Source organism: Holtiella tumoricola (assembly GCF_027857615.1).
Classification (GTDB): Bacteria; Bacillota; Clostridia; order Lachnospirales; family Cellulosilyticaceae; genus Holtiella; species Holtiella tumoricola.
Genome location: NZ_JAQIFT010000061.1, coordinates 198661 through 213170, shown reverse-complemented (window position 1 = coordinate 213170; position 14510 = coordinate 198661). Strand labels below are relative to the sequence as shown.

Genomic DNA, 14510 nt, shown 5'->3' with positions numbered 1-14510 from the left:
TATAATAATATATGAAAAGCCCTTATCAACTAATAGGATTGAGTTGATAAGGGCTTTGTTGCTAACATTTATAAATACTAATTCCTAAACATCCCCTAGTTTAAAAGAAAGAGTACTTTATAAATACTGTTTTTAGAATGATCTAAAGCATAATAAGATGAACTATCTTGAATTTTTACAAAAGAAAAGACAGTAGCATTTCCCGAGAAATCATAAATTTTCACCTTAAGATTAGGTTGGTTAAAGCCATATGAAGAAATAATATGTTCTGAAGCATCATCAATAATAAATTGATCTACTTTTGATAGTGATAAAAAGTTAATCAACTCATCAACCTCTTTTTGAGATAAATTTTCTCCATAAAAAGCTTTATTACCTTCAATAGATACTGGTTCTATAGCATAGTGTGTATCTGGTGTTGTTACATTAATTTTTGCAACTTGTTCTGGATTAAAAGTAATATATTCTTTTGTTCTCCAAGAAGCAAGGTCTGAGGAAACAAAATCAAAAATATCTTTTTTAATCGTATAAATGCATCTAGTCAAAGGACTATATGCGTAATAAGTGGTGTCACTTGCAGCACTACCAGCAATTAATGTATACTCAGCTCCATTTTCATCAACAAGCGTCATTGTAGGAGAATAGTCATAAATACCATAAGAAGAAGGATCAGTAACTTCTGTTTCTATAGTATGAATAAGACCTGGACTAACAAACTGAGAAATAACATTATAAACATATGTAGAGTCTGCAATGGACTGAATAGGGTTTGTAATAAACCATTCGTTATCTATTCTTTCTGCTACAAAGGAAGAAGAATGAGCAGAAAAATGAACTTGTTGTATCTCCGAAATATCTTTGTCCCATGGTAGTTGAGCCAAGTTAGAAGTATGTGCTAAATATGGCTCGTTAGTACTTTGTTCATACATGATTAAGAACCATGTACATACAAAAAATACTGCAATTGGTATAAACCATCCCTTACGTTTCATGTGATCACCTCAAAAGTTGTATGCTTGACAGGGTCTATTGTATCACATAATTGTGAACGAATAATAGAAAAGAATTTTAAAATAGATATTTTTTTTTAGGACTTATCATATACATAAGAAAGGTGAGGAAATAAAACACTGGAGGGGGGGAGAAATGGAATGAAACAAGTAGGGAATGAGCTGTTTAATCAGTATGACATTAGTATAAAAAAATTCCAATATAGTCGTAGCAATTATTACTTGGATACGAAGCAAGGGCAACTCTTACTTAGAAAGACGTTAATTCCAAAAGAGCAAATTGTTTTTGAGCATGAAGTAACCCAACAGTTGTTGGATAAAGGATTTAATGAGATTAATAAAATCTATTTAAATAAAAAACAATTGCCGTATGGTACTTATCTAGATAAGTGCTTTGTCCTACAATCTTATGATAAAATTACAGAGATAGACTTTGCAAATCGTGAAGAACTTAAAGCAAGTATGCAAGTATTAGCAAGATTTCATAAAGCTGCATGTCATATTGAGTCTAAAGTACGTGACATAGAAAATATTGGTTCAAAAAATATATACGAATATTTTCAAAAACGTATGTTAGATGCAAAAAGAATGAAAAAGAAGATTTCTGGTTTCTCACAAAAGACCAAATTTGAAATTATGTTTTTAGAAAGCTATAGAGACTATGAAGAATTGCAGTATAGTGCACTAGACTTGGTAAATACTGAAATAGCAAATCAATTAATTACAAAAGCTAAAGTAAATAAAACAATTATGCATAATGATTTTACTTACCATGCAGTAGGAAGATTAGAAGACAATACCTATAAGATTATGAATCTAGATAATTGCACTTATAATATTCAGCTGTTAGACTTAAGTAATGTATTAACAAAGATTATGCAAAAAAATAATTGGGATATTGGGCTCTTAGATGAGCTTATTAATAGTTATGCATGCATTAATACATTAGAAGAAGATGAAGTAAGAGCACTTAAAGCAATGCTTATTTTCCCAGAAAAATATTCTAATATCTGTTTTAAGTATGCCACATCTAAACATCGTAATAACTACAGCATGTTTGAACATAAGTGGGAGAATATGTTAGTCTATAAAGATGAGCAACTAACTGCTGCAAAAGAACTTATTAAACATTTATAAGAGCTATAGATGGTTAGATACTGAGAAATTTAAATTAGGAATAAAATAGAAAAATACAAAGGAGTATAAAGTGAAAAAGAATAAGACTTTTGTTACAACTGTAATTATCTCATCAATAGTGGGATTTATAGTGCTTCTTGCTGCTATGTTTGTGGGGATTAAGTATTTTGTAACGGAAACAGTTCCAAAAGAACCCCAGAAGGCAATCGTAAATGAAGTAGAAGACAATAACTTCTATATAAGTATTACAGGAGTTATAAGAAATTTAGAAGAGCAAAGCATTGATATCTTAGATATAGAAAAAAGAGAAATAAAGACTTATCAAGTTCAAACAACAACTAGGGTACAAGATAGTACTGAAAAGACAATGCCATATTCAGCATTAAAAGTAGGAGATATTGTAGAACTTATTTACCAATCACAAAAAGATAATTTAGTATGTGTTAGAATCTCACCGAACGCTTTTACAAAGACAGACATGAAGAATTTAGACATTGATCGATCTAATCGTACCCTTAAAATAGGGAGTGTACTCTATCATTATACCGGTCATACCAATATTGTTGATGAAGAAGATAACATAATTAATATGCATGAGGTTAATGACTACGATATCTTAGAATTAAAAGGAATAGATGATCAAGTATTCTCTGTTAAGGTACTAGCTAGAGAAGGCTATATACATATAGGTAAGTTACCTATATATGATGGTTATCTAGAAATTAATAGAAATAGGCAAGTTCCACTTTCAGAGGATATGAATCCATTACCATTAGTTGCAGGAGAACATAATGTAGTACTTCAACTTAAAGGGTATGAACCAATTACAAGGACTATTACTATTGAATCAGGTAAGACATTAGAGCTTGATCATGAAGAGTTTAAAAGACTTCAAACTACCCTCAACATTCAGGTGCTTAATACAGATCAAGATTATAAGGTAAAGATAAAGGATAAGGTTTATAAAAAAGGTGAAGTGATAACACTACCTACAGATACTTATACAGTAGAAATCACAGCATCAGGGTTTAAACCTTATGTACAAACCTTAAACTTACAAGAAGGCAATGTAGTGATGAAGGCTAATTTAGTATCAGAAGTAAGTGAAGAGGAAGAAAGTTCAAGTGAGTCTGAGAGTAAGAAAGAAGAGCAAGATAATAATCAAGCGAATCAAGTAGATTACAAAGTAAGCATTTCAAGTGATCCAAAGGATGCTGAAGTCTATATTAATGGAGCGTATAAAGGTATAACACCTTTTAAAGGAACTTTAGAAGTGGGTGAATATAGTATTATCCTTAAAAAAGAGGGGTATAAAAACTATGAAACCAATATCTTAATCGATCAAAGTGATGATCAAAATAGTTACCTTTATACACTTATTCCTAATTAAAAGAATGGAGTTGTTACTTTAAAGTAGCAACTCCTTTTTGTATATGCTAAATTAACTTGAGGTTAGCTCTTAAGGTATATAAAAAGGATGTGAAAATGAGGAGAGATATAACGTTTTTATAAATAGTTTGCTATACTAATCATAAACATATATAACAATTAGATATTTAATAGGATGAAATCATTATATAATGGAGGAGAAAATTGATGCTTGGTAAGCCACGTGGTGGATGGACAGAGATTAAAATGGGGGATTTCATAGGTTATGGAAGCTATTTAACAGACATTCCGGTTGACTGTCTTAACGCTTGTATTTTTGCTTTCTCTAACAATAGCCCATTATCATTTTTTATTGACGAAGAAGGTAGCGAATTTATTGTTACATCTTACTATAACGGTACCTATATTATAAAAAGATATGAAGATAGCGATGAAGAGGAAGAACTTTTTTCATCTACTCTTAATTTTAAAGATTTAGCAACTGAAATTTTATATGACATAGAAAAGTATTATGAGGATTGGATTAAATGGTTACCTTATAATGAAGAATATGGAAGTTTAAGCAGGAAGGAAGTTATTCTTAGTAAAGTCAATCAACTCAAAGATTTATTAAACAAATAGTCAGCTCTTAAAAAAGATAACACATTTAGGTGTTATCTTTTTTATTTTCTCTTCTCTATTATCTATTTATTTGTTTATAATTAACTTTAAAAGTTGGAAAAGTTATAATATAATGTAAAAGTGTAAAAATATGGTTTAAGGGGGCTCAACATGAGTTATAAAGAAAAATATCAAGAGTGGCTAGAAAGTCCTATTTTTGATGAAGCAACAAAAGATGAGTTACGTGCTCTTAGTGGGAATGAAAAAGAGATTGAAGACAGATTTTATACAGAGTTAGAATTTGGAACAGCAGGTTTAAGGGGTGTTATTGGAGCGGGGACTAATAGAATGAATCCTTATATTGTTAGAAAGGCAACACAAGGTCTTGCTAACTTTTTAAATAGACAGGCTTTAACTAATCCTAAAGTAGCTATTGCTTATGATTCAAGACATTTCTCAGATGTATTTGCTAAAGAAGCAGCACTTGTACTTGCTGCTAATAACATTACAGCTTACTTATATGATTACTTAAGACCAGTACCGATGCTTTCATTTGCTGTAAGGTACTTAAAGTGTGATGCAGGTATTGTAGTAACCGCTAGCCACAATCCACCTGAGTATAATGGGTATAAAGTATATGGTAATGATGGTGCTCAAGTTATAGCACCTTATGACCAAATGATTATTGAAGAGGTAAATGCTATTACTGACTTTAATGCCATTAAGACAATGAGTGAAGAAGAAGCTTTAAGTTCAGGCAAGCTTGTGATGATAGGCAAAGAAGTAAGCCAAGCTTATATTGAAGAAGTTAAAAAACAAGTTTTAAATCCTGAGATTATTAAAGAAGTTGCAGATGACTTTAAGATTGTTTATACACCTATTCATGGAACAGGAAATAAACCAGTAAGAAGGATATTAGATGAAGTAGGTTTTAAGAATGTATATGTTGTAAAAGAACAAGAAGAGCCAGATGGCGCATTCCCAACTGTACAAAGTCCTAACCCAGAGAATAAGGAAGCCTTTAACTTAGCAATAGACTTAGCTAAAGAAGTAGGTGCAGATATTGTAATGGGAACAGACCCAGATGCAGACCGTGTAGGCATACTCGTACGTGACCATGAAGGTGAATATGCTGTTTTAACAGGGAATATGCTTGGTGCCATGCTTACAGAATATATTCTTTCTCAGAAAAGCAAGCAAGGTACGTTAGAAAAGAATAGTGTAGTGATCAAAACCATTGTAACAACAGAGATGGTAAGACCTATCTGCGATGCTTATGGTGTAGATGTTATGGAAGTTTTAACAGGTTTTAAATACATAGGAGAACAAATTAGACTATTTGAAGAACATCATAATAGAAGTTATGCTTTTGGATTTGAAGAAAGCTATGGTTGTTTAGCAGGTACTTATGCAAGAGATAAAGATGCAGTTGTAGCATGTATGCTTGCAGCAGAGATGGCAGCATACTATAAGACAAAAGGTATGACACTCTATGATGGGCTTATAGAACTCTATGAGAAATATGGATATTATAAAGAAGCTGTACAATCTATCACCTTAAAAGGAATAGAAGGATTAGAAAAGATTAAAAATGTAATGGAAAATCTCAGAAAAGAATCACCTGAGAGCTTTGGAGAGTACAAGGTGCTTTGTACAAGAGACTACAAACAAGGTGTAGGAGACCTTCCTAAATCTAATGTTTTATACTATGCATTAAATGATGGTGCGTGGGTATGTGTAAGACCATCTGGTACTGAACCAAAGATTAAATTCTATATAGGAATAAAAGGAACAAGTGAAGAAGATGCTTGTAGGAAGGTTGAAGTTATTAAAGAGGCAGTTAATGTACTAATTGCACCTTGGATAAAGTAATAAAAAAATCAAAAAAGTTTTTGAGATGTTTCAAGGCATGAATAGGCTTGAAGCATCTTATTTTTTACTTCAGGATTCCCAAGAAATGGAAATGGTGCTAGGATAGTCTCATGAAACGCCAACACCTATCACACAGATGAAAAATTAGGGGGAATACAGATGATCAAACTACATATTTTAGAAAAAGTAATGGAAGTTGTAAACAGTGTAAGTAAATGGGCTGCTACTATGAAGGACAAGCATGAAGAGAAAAAATTAGAAAGAAAACTTGCAAAAGTGGAAGCTAGAACAGCTAAAAAACATTTACTTAATTTATTTAAATTAAAAAGACGTAAACATCAAGAGGAGCATATTGAGGAAAGCTACTCTACCTTACAAGCAAATGTAAAACTTATGAGTAAGGCTAAAGAGATGAAACAGATGATGCATTCTATTAAAAAAGATAATGTCATCTATTTATTACGATATCCGCTTAGGAATCAACGTCAGGATCTCTACTATAGAGATAACGTCGTTTACATAGATTTTGAAAAATTAAAAGATCATTATAACAAAGAACACTATCGTGTAAAACTCCATTCTAGAGAGCCAACACATTCATCATATGGTTAATACTCTTGATACATAGGCATAGGACTTCCTATTCATGTAATAAAATATAGAGATATCGTGACTAGGAGTCTTAATGTATGGTTATTGCAGTCGGAGATTATGTTGTACGTATTTCATATAATAGAGATGTTTTATTTAAAGTATTAGAAATAAGGCCTGACGGTATAGTGAAATTGAAAGGAATTTCATACAGAATTATAGCAGATGCACCTATAGAAGATCTAGAACTTGCGGGAGGGATGCGATTTACAAATAAAGAAAACGATTTAATGGAAAAAATTCAACAGACAGTGAAAAATTTAGTGCTCGAAAAGCAACTCACAAAAGACAAAAACAAACCTATACTCCAAAAAACAGGGAAAGTACTACACATAGATGGAGATACCTTTTATCTCAGCTTATGTATGAAGTACTATGATATATTGGGAGTCAATGCGGTTGGTGAAAATGTCTTAGAGTTTGAGCAACCCAAAAAAATTAGTAGTCTTTTGCAAAAGCACAATCCAGATATACTTGTTCTGACCGGACATGATTCATTGAACAAAAAGTATAAAAATTTATTTGATATTAATGAGTATAAGAACTCAAAATACTTTGTAGAAGCCATAAAAGAAGCTAGAAAGGTACCCCAAGGAAATAAGCAACTTATTATTTTTGCTGGGGCGTGTCAATCTTTCTTTGAGGCTCTCCTAGAAGCAGGAGCGGATTATGCAGCCTCACCAGAAAGAGTACTTATCCATGCCCTTGATCCAGTATTCATAGTAGAGCGTATTGCGTACTGTCCATTTAATGAAGTGTTATCCATAGAAGAAGCCATTAAGAATACAGTCACCAAATTTAAAGGTGTAGGAGGGTATGAGATTCTAGGGGTAGCACGTAAAGGTGGGCCAGTAGTAGGAGCATTCGACGATAAATCCTAACGGCGCAGGAGTAGATCGTTAAAAGAAGGTAGTCAACCGCCAGACTGCCTTTTTTTGTGTTCAAAAAAGGTATATTACAGGTTGTACATGAATATACATGAAATAGAAGTTAGTCCAAAATGTAAAAATCATGGCATAACTAGATAACTCTTACTCATATACATAGGTAGAGTGTAAAGGTTAGAAGAGGAGGATCGTAAAATGTCAGTAGAGCTTATAAGAAAACAAATGGGCTTGAATGAAATGACTAGAAGAGAAAACGTACAAGTTGTTAAGGAAAGAGACATTATTGTTCCAGATGGAAAGCCAGACATGCAAAGAGTACTATATTTAGATGGAGACATTAATATTGATCAAATTGATGTGCAGGAGGATAGAGTTGTTTATAAAGGGCAACTTGATACAACTATTCTTTATGTTCCTCAAAACAATTCAAAAGAAATCTATACTATGAAAGGTAGCATTCCTCTTGAGGATTTTGTTATTTTAGATGGTGTAGACAATGACCAACGTATAGCCTTCAACTATAATATTGAACATATGCATTGGAATATTTTGAATGAACGTAAACTTAATGTTAAAGCGATTATTGGTGTTAGTGTTGAAGCAACAAAACCAAAAGAAATAGAGCTTGTAACAGATGTTAGAAGTGATAGCCCTATTCAAACAAGTTTTGATACTGTAAGTATTGTTAGACCATCACAAAATGGTGTGGAAAAACTTATAGTGAAAGACGAACTGACAATTCCACAAGGTAAAGCAAGTATCGCTGAAATTCTTAAAATGAACACAGAAATTAAAGAAGAACAAATCAAACGTACAGACAGTGAGATTTTATACAATGGTATTGTTGAAGTAAGTACTATGTATACAACTCAAGATGAAGATAAACCTGTTGAAGTTGTTAAACACCGTATTCCTTTTGCAGGAAGTAGTGATGTAACCAAACCAGGTGAAGAAGTTTATTGGAATTGTGATTTAACTGTAAAACCAACCTATATGCAAGTTTCACCAGACTATGATGGAGAAGATCGTATTGTAGAGGTTGAATGCATTGTAGAAGCTAAATACAATACATATGATAAGAATGATGAAACAATTATAGACGATGTGTATTTCCCAGGTAAAAAAGTAACAATTGCAAATAATACTTCTGATTATATGACTTTAGCTTCAAAAGGAGCTGCTAAAGCATCTAAAAAAGAAATGGTAACTGTAGATAGTGGTGCACCAGACACAGAGCAAATCTTTAGTGTAACTTTAAAACCTATGGTTGAAGAGAAGCAAATTAATGGTGACAAGCTGACAGTTAGTGGGATGGTAGAAGCTAAAATTGTATATATTGATCCAGAAAACATGAATATGGTTCAAACTGCAGTAGAAATGTTACCATTTAACCAAGAACTTGTAATTGAAGGACTTTCTAAGGATGCTTACATTGATGTTAAAGTACAACCTAAAGATATAGAAGTAAGTGCTTATAACAAAAATGATCTTATGATTGACTATGCGCTTGACTATATCGCAAATGTTTATAAAAAAGACATAGTTCAAACCATTAATCAAATCAACGTAGAAGATATGGATAAGGAAGAACTTAATAATTATCCAAGTATTACAGTGTATGCAGCTAAAAAAGGAGATTCTCTTTGGAATCTTGCAAAACGTTTTAATACAACGGTTCAAGATATCGTTGAAATTAATGATTTAGATGAAAATGCAGCACTTAATTTAGGTCAAAAACTTATTATTTTAAAGAAAACAAAGTTCTAGTTAAATAGCTCTAGGAATAATTTTGACTATTATAAAAATTATTCTTAGAGCTATATTTTTATGATTTATATTAATAGACCTATATTGAAATGTTTGCTATAATTTTTATAAGAAGTATACTATAAAAAACAGAAAATATTATAAAGGGGGATACAATGAGCAATATTTTACTTGAAACAGGGAATGGCGAGTTTGAAATTGTAGAGTTTTTAATAAACGGAGCTCGCTACGGTATTAATGTACTGAAGATTAAAGAGATAATTAGAATAAATGAGGTATCTCCAATACCAGGGAGTCCGAATGATATAGTAGGACGTGCTGTAGTACGTAATAACATGGTATCAACAATTGATTTAAAGAAAGTACTTAATAAAAAAAGTACGGATATAACAGATGGTGCTTTAGGGTTACTTTGTGAACTTAATCAAACTACAGTTGTATTCCTTATTGAAGAAGTAGCAGGAATTAGACGTGTAAAATGGTCAGAACTAGATAATACTCATGCACTAGATAATGATTCATTAGTAGTAGGAAGTGTACTATTAGACGAAAAAATTATTATGCTTCTTGATTTTGAAAGTATTTTACTTTCATTAAATCCAAAGAATAACTTCTATAATGAAAAATATAGAGACATGTGTGATAATAGTGAAGAAAAAAAACATATTAGAAGTAAAATGGATCTTATCTTAGCAGATGACTCAAGAGTAGTTAGAGAACTACTTAAAAATGCATTAGAAGGCGCTGGATATACAAATCTTAGATTCTTTAATGATGGTGCACAAGTATATCAATACTTGGTAGATGTTAAAGAAAATTATGGAGATAATTTTAAACAACAAGTTAATCTTCTTATTTCAGATATTGAAATGCCAATATTGGATGGTTATTCTTTAACAAAAAAAATAAAAGATGATAAGATTTTAAATACTTTACCAGTTATTTTATTCTCCTCTCTTATAACAGAAGATTTACAAAGAAAAGGTGAGAGTGTTGGAGCAGATGCTCAGATTAGCAAACCAGACATTAAACAATTAATTTCTATTGTAGATAACTTGATTGGAATTAGATAAATAGTGAAGTTTTAATGAAGCTACAGACACAAAGGATATCCTATTAAAGGGTATCCTTTGTTCTTTGTATACAAGAAATACATTTCCATTGACTAAGTCTTTTTTTAAGGGGTATAATATAAAAAATAATAAAAATAAAGGAGCTACTGATGGATACAATAATACTTAAAGCTAGAGGTAAGATTAATCTTACACTAGATGTAGTAGGTAAACGTGATAATGGCTATCATGATTTAAGAATGATCATGCAAACTATTAATCTGCATGATACAATTACGATTACAAAAACTAAAACAGAAGGTATTCGAATCAATAATAATTTAGCATGGCTCCCGAAAGATGATAAAAACATTACCTATAAAGCAGCTGCAAAGTTTTTAGAAGAAAGCAATATAAAAGCAGGTATTTATATAGATATATTTAAACGTATTCCTGTTGCAGCAGGACTAGCAGGTGGTAGTAGTGATGCTGCAGCTGTGCTAGTAGGGCTTAATAAATTATTTGGTACGCATTATAGTAAGAGACAACTTATGAAAATGGGTGTAGAAATTGGGGCAGATGTACCTTTTTGTATTTTAAGAGGGACAGCATTAGCAGAAGGAATTGGTGAAGTATTAACACCACTACCATCATTGCCTCCAATGCATATCTTATTGGCAAAGCCTAACATTAGTGTTTCTACAGCTAGTGTATATAAAGCTTTAAATATAGCAGAAATAGAAAAGCATCCTGAGACAGATGATTATGTTGAAGCAATTAAGAGGCAAGATATTGACTACATGACGACACATATGGGAAATGTTTTAGAGGACGTTACAATTAAGATGCATCCTCAGATAGAAGAGATTAAGCAAGATATGATACGTATGGGGGCACTAGGAAGTATGATGAGTGGAAGTGGCCCAACTGTATTTGGTATTTTCCCAAGCAAATATGAAGCAACATTGGCGGCAGAATATTTCAAGAATAAATGTGGATTAAGAGAAGTACATGTAACGAGTACATTTTGCAAGGCCAAAAGAGAGGGGAAAAGAAGACATGAAAGAAAAAGATACAAACACAAACATGAAGATAAATGAGTACTTACCATTAAGAGATATTGTATTCCAAACACTTAGAAAAGCGATATTAAATGGGGAATTAGAGCCAGGTGAAAGGCTTATGGAAACGCAATTAGGTGAAAAGCTAGGTGTAAGTCGTACACCTATACGTGAAGCAATACGTAAGTTAGAGCTAGAAGGACTTGTTGTAATGGTACCACGTAAAGGTGCACAAGTAGCACAATTTACAGAAAAAGATATTGAAGATGTACTTCAAGTAAGGGCAGCATTAGAAGCGTTATCAGCAAAACTTGCATGTAGACATATGGATGAACGTTCTTTCTTAAAACTTCAGCTTATTATTACAGAATATGAGTATGCGGCTAAAGAAGATGATATAGAAGTAATGATTCAAAAGGATATAGAATTCCATGACACAATTGCATTAGCTTGTAAAAATGAAAAGCTTATTCAACTTTACAATAATATGAGAGAGCAAGTACAGCGCTATCGTATTGCTTATCTTAAAAATACTGAAGAAAGCAATGCAGTAATTGCAGAACATAATGAAATTCTGAATGCATTAAAAGAAAGACAAGAAGAAGTAGCAGCAGGGTTAGCAACAAAACATATAGAAACTCAATGTAGCTCAATTATGAAATTTATTCACAGTAAAAATAGATAATAGTGCGTAAAAAGACTAACAATGGCATGTAAACAAGCCATTGTTAGTCTTTTTTTGTAACTAAATGTAAAATGGATGCACATTTATTTGTATGCAAAAATGATTAAACGCACAATTTATAGACTGAATATGTGACAAAAGAATAAAAGTGTGCAAAAAAAATTAATACATATTAACTAGGCGTAAAACTAGTAATTATAACGTTTTCGCACAATTAACTAGAATAATAGGTGCAAAAAACATAAAAAAAATTAAATATATATATTGATTTTATACAAAATTAATGATACGATAATTATAAATTAAGTAAACATTGGTGTAAAATTCAAGTTTTACATGTAAAAATAAAAATTTACATCAATAGAATGAAAAAAATAGAAATGACTTGAAATTATATCAGACAAGGGGGCGTTTTTTTGAAGAAGGAAATTAAAAAAAGCAAATTCAAAGTAAATAGAGATGATGTGGAACTATCACTCTTAGCATTGCCTACTTTCATATGGTACGTTGTTTTTAGTTTTATTCCAATGATCGGGATTCTAATTGCATTTAAAGATTTTAGAATTTTACCTGGTCAAGGTTTTGTTGAAAGTCTTATACAAAGCGAGTGGGTTGGCTTTACAAACTTTGAATTCTTGTTTAAGACACCAGATGCACCAATTATTATTCGAAATACAGTAGTTTATAATACGATATTTATTATCTTAGGAACAGTGGTACCAGTTGCATTAGCAATCGGGATTACACAACTTTATAGTAAAAAACTTGCAAAAGTATGCCAAACAGCAATGTTCTTACCACACTTCCTTTCATGGGTAGTTGTTAGCTACTTTGTATTCGCATTCTTAAGCTATGATAAAGGGATTGTAAATCAATTCTTAGGAAGCATAGGTCAAGATTCAATCCAATGGTATATGCAAGATAAGTATTGGCCATATATCTTGGTATTCATGCAAGTTTGGAAAACAGTTGGTTATGGTATGATTGTTTACTTAGCAGCTATAGCAGGTATTGATAATACTTACTATGAAGCCGCAGTTATTGATGGAGCTACAAAATGGCAACAAATCAAATATGTAACATTACCACTTATCAAACCAATCATCATTATTATGTTCATCATGGCAGTTGGTAATATCTTTAGATCAGACTTCGGTTTATTCTACCAAGTACCAAAAAATGCAGGAACATTATTTAACACAACAGCAACTATGGATACTTACGTATATAAAGCGATTGAAGGAACAGGTAGTATGGCAATGAGTTCAGCTGCAGCATTCTTCCAATCAGTTATTGGTTTCATTACTATTGTTACTGCAAATACCATCGTTAAGAAAATTGATGGTGAAAATGGATTATTCTAAGAAGGAGGACAGAAAATGAAATTTAAAAAAGAAAAACAACAACTCGAAGGGATCGAAAAATTTAATAGAATCTCTAAAGGAAGCAACTTTGCAATATCAGCTTTATTCATTGTCCTCGGTCTTATTTGTATCTTACCAGTAATCTTAGTATTTATGATTTCTATTAGTTCAGAACAAAGTATTATTCAAGATGGATATAGATTCTGGCCTAAAGAATTTTCACTATCAGCTTATAAATATTTATGGGATACAAAAGACTCATTACTTAATGCTTTAAAAATTTCTGTAATTGTTACAGTAGGTGGAACAATTATGGGGTTAGTATTAAATACAAGTATTGCTTACTCATTATCTAGAAGAAACTTTAGATTTAAAAAGTTCTTTACATGGGTTATCTTCATTCCAATGCTTTTCAGCGGCGGTATGATTTCATTCTATATAGTAGTAGCAAATATGTTAGGACTTAAAGATAACATTTTAGCTTTAATGCTTCCAATGGCAGTATCATCTTTCTATATCATCATCTTAAGAACATTCTTCCAAACAACAGTGCCAGATGCACTTGTGGAATCAGCTAAGATTGATGGTGCAAGTCAATTACGTATCTTTACAACAATTGTATTACCAATCTCATTACCAGCAATTGCTACAGTAGGGTTATTCCTTACATTCAGTTATTGGAATGACTGGTATAATGCGTTACTCTTCATTGATAACTCAAGCCTTGTTCCACTTCAAGCGATGCTTAATCGTATTGAATCAGATATCACATTCCTAAACCAAAATGCAGGTTTACTTGGAACAGCGGCAGCAGATGTTGTTAAAGGTCTACCAACAGAAAGTGTTAAGATGGCAATTGTAATGGTGATCGTACTTCCAATTGCATGTTCTTATCCATTCTTCCAAAAATACTTCATCTCTGGTTTAACAGTAGGTGCGGTAAAAGAATAATTGAAGTTAAATCCATAAGGGATTTGATGATAAATAAACTAAAGTAACATAAATAAAAACAAAATGTAAGCAAATGAAAGGGGT

General features: G+C 31.8%; 13 protein-coding genes. 12 read left to right on the top strand and 1 reads right to left on the bottom strand.

Annotation, left to right across the window (positions count from 1 at the left end; genetic code table 11):
* Positions 1-95 precede the first annotated feature (95 nt).
* Positions 96-992 (bottom strand): DUF4340 domain-containing protein, encoded by an 897-nt coding sequence (locus PBV87_RS17610; RefSeq protein ID WP_271013169.1) that lies wholly within the window; start codon positions 990-992, stop codon positions 96-98.
* A gap of 159 nt (positions 993-1151) precedes the next feature.
* Between PBV87_RS17610 and PBV87_RS17605 the strand changes: the two genes are divergently transcribed.
* The 12 genes from PBV87_RS17605 (at position 1152) to PBV87_RS17550 (ending at position 14426) form a co-directional block, all read left to right on the top strand.
* Positions 1152-2147: a protein kinase family protein gene (locus PBV87_RS17605; RefSeq protein WP_053982888.1), complete on the top strand. Its 996-nt coding sequence runs from the start codon at positions 1152-1154 to the stop codon at positions 2145-2147.
* 70 nt (positions 2148-2217) lie between these two features.
* Complete coding sequence (locus PBV87_RS22950; RefSeq protein ID WP_271013168.1) at positions 2218-3537, top strand: PEGA domain-containing protein; 1320 nt, start codon at positions 2218-2220, stop codon at positions 3535-3537.
* A 206-nt stretch (positions 3538-3743) separates the two neighbouring features.
* Complete coding sequence (locus tag PBV87_RS17595) at positions 3744-4157, top strand: hypothetical protein (protein ID WP_271013167.1); 414 nt, start codon at positions 3744-3746, stop codon at positions 4155-4157.
* A 150-nt stretch (positions 4158-4307) separates the two neighbouring features.
* A complete protein-coding gene (locus PBV87_RS17590) occupies positions 4308-6008 on the top strand; it encodes a phospho-sugar mutase (RefSeq protein ID WP_271013166.1) in 1701 nt (566 codons plus the stop codon).
* Positions 6009-6167: 159 nt separating this feature from the next.
* Positions 6168-6620, top strand: a complete 453-nt coding sequence (locus tag PBV87_RS17585) for a hypothetical protein (RefSeq protein ID WP_271013165.1) — start codon at positions 6168-6170, stop codon at positions 6618-6620.
* Positions 6621-6697: 77 nt separating this feature from the next.
* On the top strand, positions 6698-7540 hold the full coding sequence (yabG, locus tag PBV87_RS17580; protein WP_053982893.1) for a sporulation peptidase YabG: 843 nt from the start codon (positions 6698-6700) through the stop codon (positions 7538-7540).
* A gap of 201 nt (positions 7541-7741) precedes the next feature.
* Positions 7742-9313 carry a DUF3794 and LysM peptidoglycan-binding domain-containing protein gene (locus PBV87_RS17575; RefSeq protein WP_271013164.1) on the top strand — a complete coding sequence of 524 codons (1572 nt, stop codon included), beginning with the start codon at positions 7742-7744 and terminating at the stop codon, positions 9311-9313.
* 155 nt (positions 9314-9468) lie between these two features.
* Positions 9469-10386 carry a chemotaxis protein gene (locus PBV87_RS17570; protein WP_271013163.1) on the top strand — a complete coding sequence of 306 codons (918 nt, stop codon included), beginning with the start codon at positions 9469-9471 and terminating at the stop codon, positions 10384-10386.
* A gap of 149 nt (positions 10387-10535) precedes the next feature.
* Positions 10536-11465 carry a 4-(cytidine 5'-diphospho)-2-C-methyl-D-erythritol kinase gene (ispE, locus tag PBV87_RS17565; protein WP_053982896.1) on the top strand — a complete coding sequence of 310 codons (930 nt, stop codon included), beginning with the start codon at positions 10536-10538 and terminating at the stop codon, positions 11463-11465.
* The gene (locus PBV87_RS17560) at positions 11425-12111 is read left to right on the top strand and encodes a GntR family transcriptional regulator (RefSeq protein WP_053982897.1); all 687 of its coding nucleotides are present in this window, start codon (positions 11425-11427) and stop codon (positions 12109-12111) included. Before ispE ends, PBV87_RS17560 begins: the two co-directional genes overlap by 41 nt.
* Before the next feature lie 416 nt (positions 12112-12527).
* Positions 12528-13475 (top strand): ABC transporter permease, encoded by a 948-nt coding sequence (locus PBV87_RS17555; RefSeq protein ID WP_082238554.1) that lies wholly within the window; start codon positions 12528-12530, stop codon positions 13473-13475.
* A gap of 15 nt (positions 13476-13490) precedes the next feature.
* Positions 13491-14426, top strand: a complete 936-nt coding sequence (locus PBV87_RS17550) for a carbohydrate ABC transporter permease (protein WP_053982899.1) — start codon at positions 13491-13493, stop codon at positions 14424-14426.
* Positions 14427-14510 lie beyond the last annotated feature (84 nt).

Excerpts from the sequence above, each read along its gene's own strand:
- PBV87_RS17610 (WP_271013169.1), bottom strand. The coding sequence starts at position 992 with ATGAAACGTAAGGGATGGTTTATACCAATTGCAGTATTTTTTGTATGT.
- PBV87_RS17605 (WP_053982888.1), top strand. The coding sequence starts at position 1,152 with ATGAAACAAGTAGGGAATGAGCTGTTTAATCAGTATGACATTAGTATA.
- PBV87_RS17595 (WP_271013167.1), top strand. The coding sequence starts at position 3,744 with ATGCTTGGTAAGCCACGTGGTGGATGGACAGAGATTAAAATGGGGGAT.
- PBV87_RS17590 (WP_271013166.1), top strand. The coding sequence starts at position 4,308 with ATGAGTTATAAAGAAAAATATCAAGAGTGGCTAGAAAGTCCTATTTTT.
- PBV87_RS17585 (WP_271013165.1), top strand. The coding sequence starts at position 6,168 with ATGATCAAACTACATATTTTAGAAAAAGTAATGGAAGTTGTAAACAGT.
- yabG (WP_053982893.1), top strand. The coding sequence starts at position 6,698 with ATGGTTATTGCAGTCGGAGATTATGTTGTACGTATTTCATATAATAGA.
- PBV87_RS17575 (WP_271013164.1), top strand. The coding sequence starts at position 7,742 with ATGTCAGTAGAGCTTATAAGAAAACAAATGGGCTTGAATGAAATGACT.
- PBV87_RS17570 (WP_271013163.1), top strand. The coding sequence starts at position 9,469 with ATGAGCAATATTTTACTTGAAACAGGGAATGGCGAGTTTGAAATTGTA.
- ispE (WP_053982896.1), top strand. The coding sequence starts at position 10,536 with ATGGATACAATAATACTTAAAGCTAGAGGTAAGATTAATCTTACACTA.
- PBV87_RS17560 (WP_053982897.1), top strand. The coding sequence starts at position 11,425 with ATGAAAGAAAAAGATACAAACACAAACATGAAGATAAATGAGTACTTA.
- PBV87_RS17550 (WP_053982899.1), top strand. The coding sequence starts at position 13,491 with ATGAAATTTAAAAAAGAAAAACAACAACTCGAAGGGATCGAAAAATTT.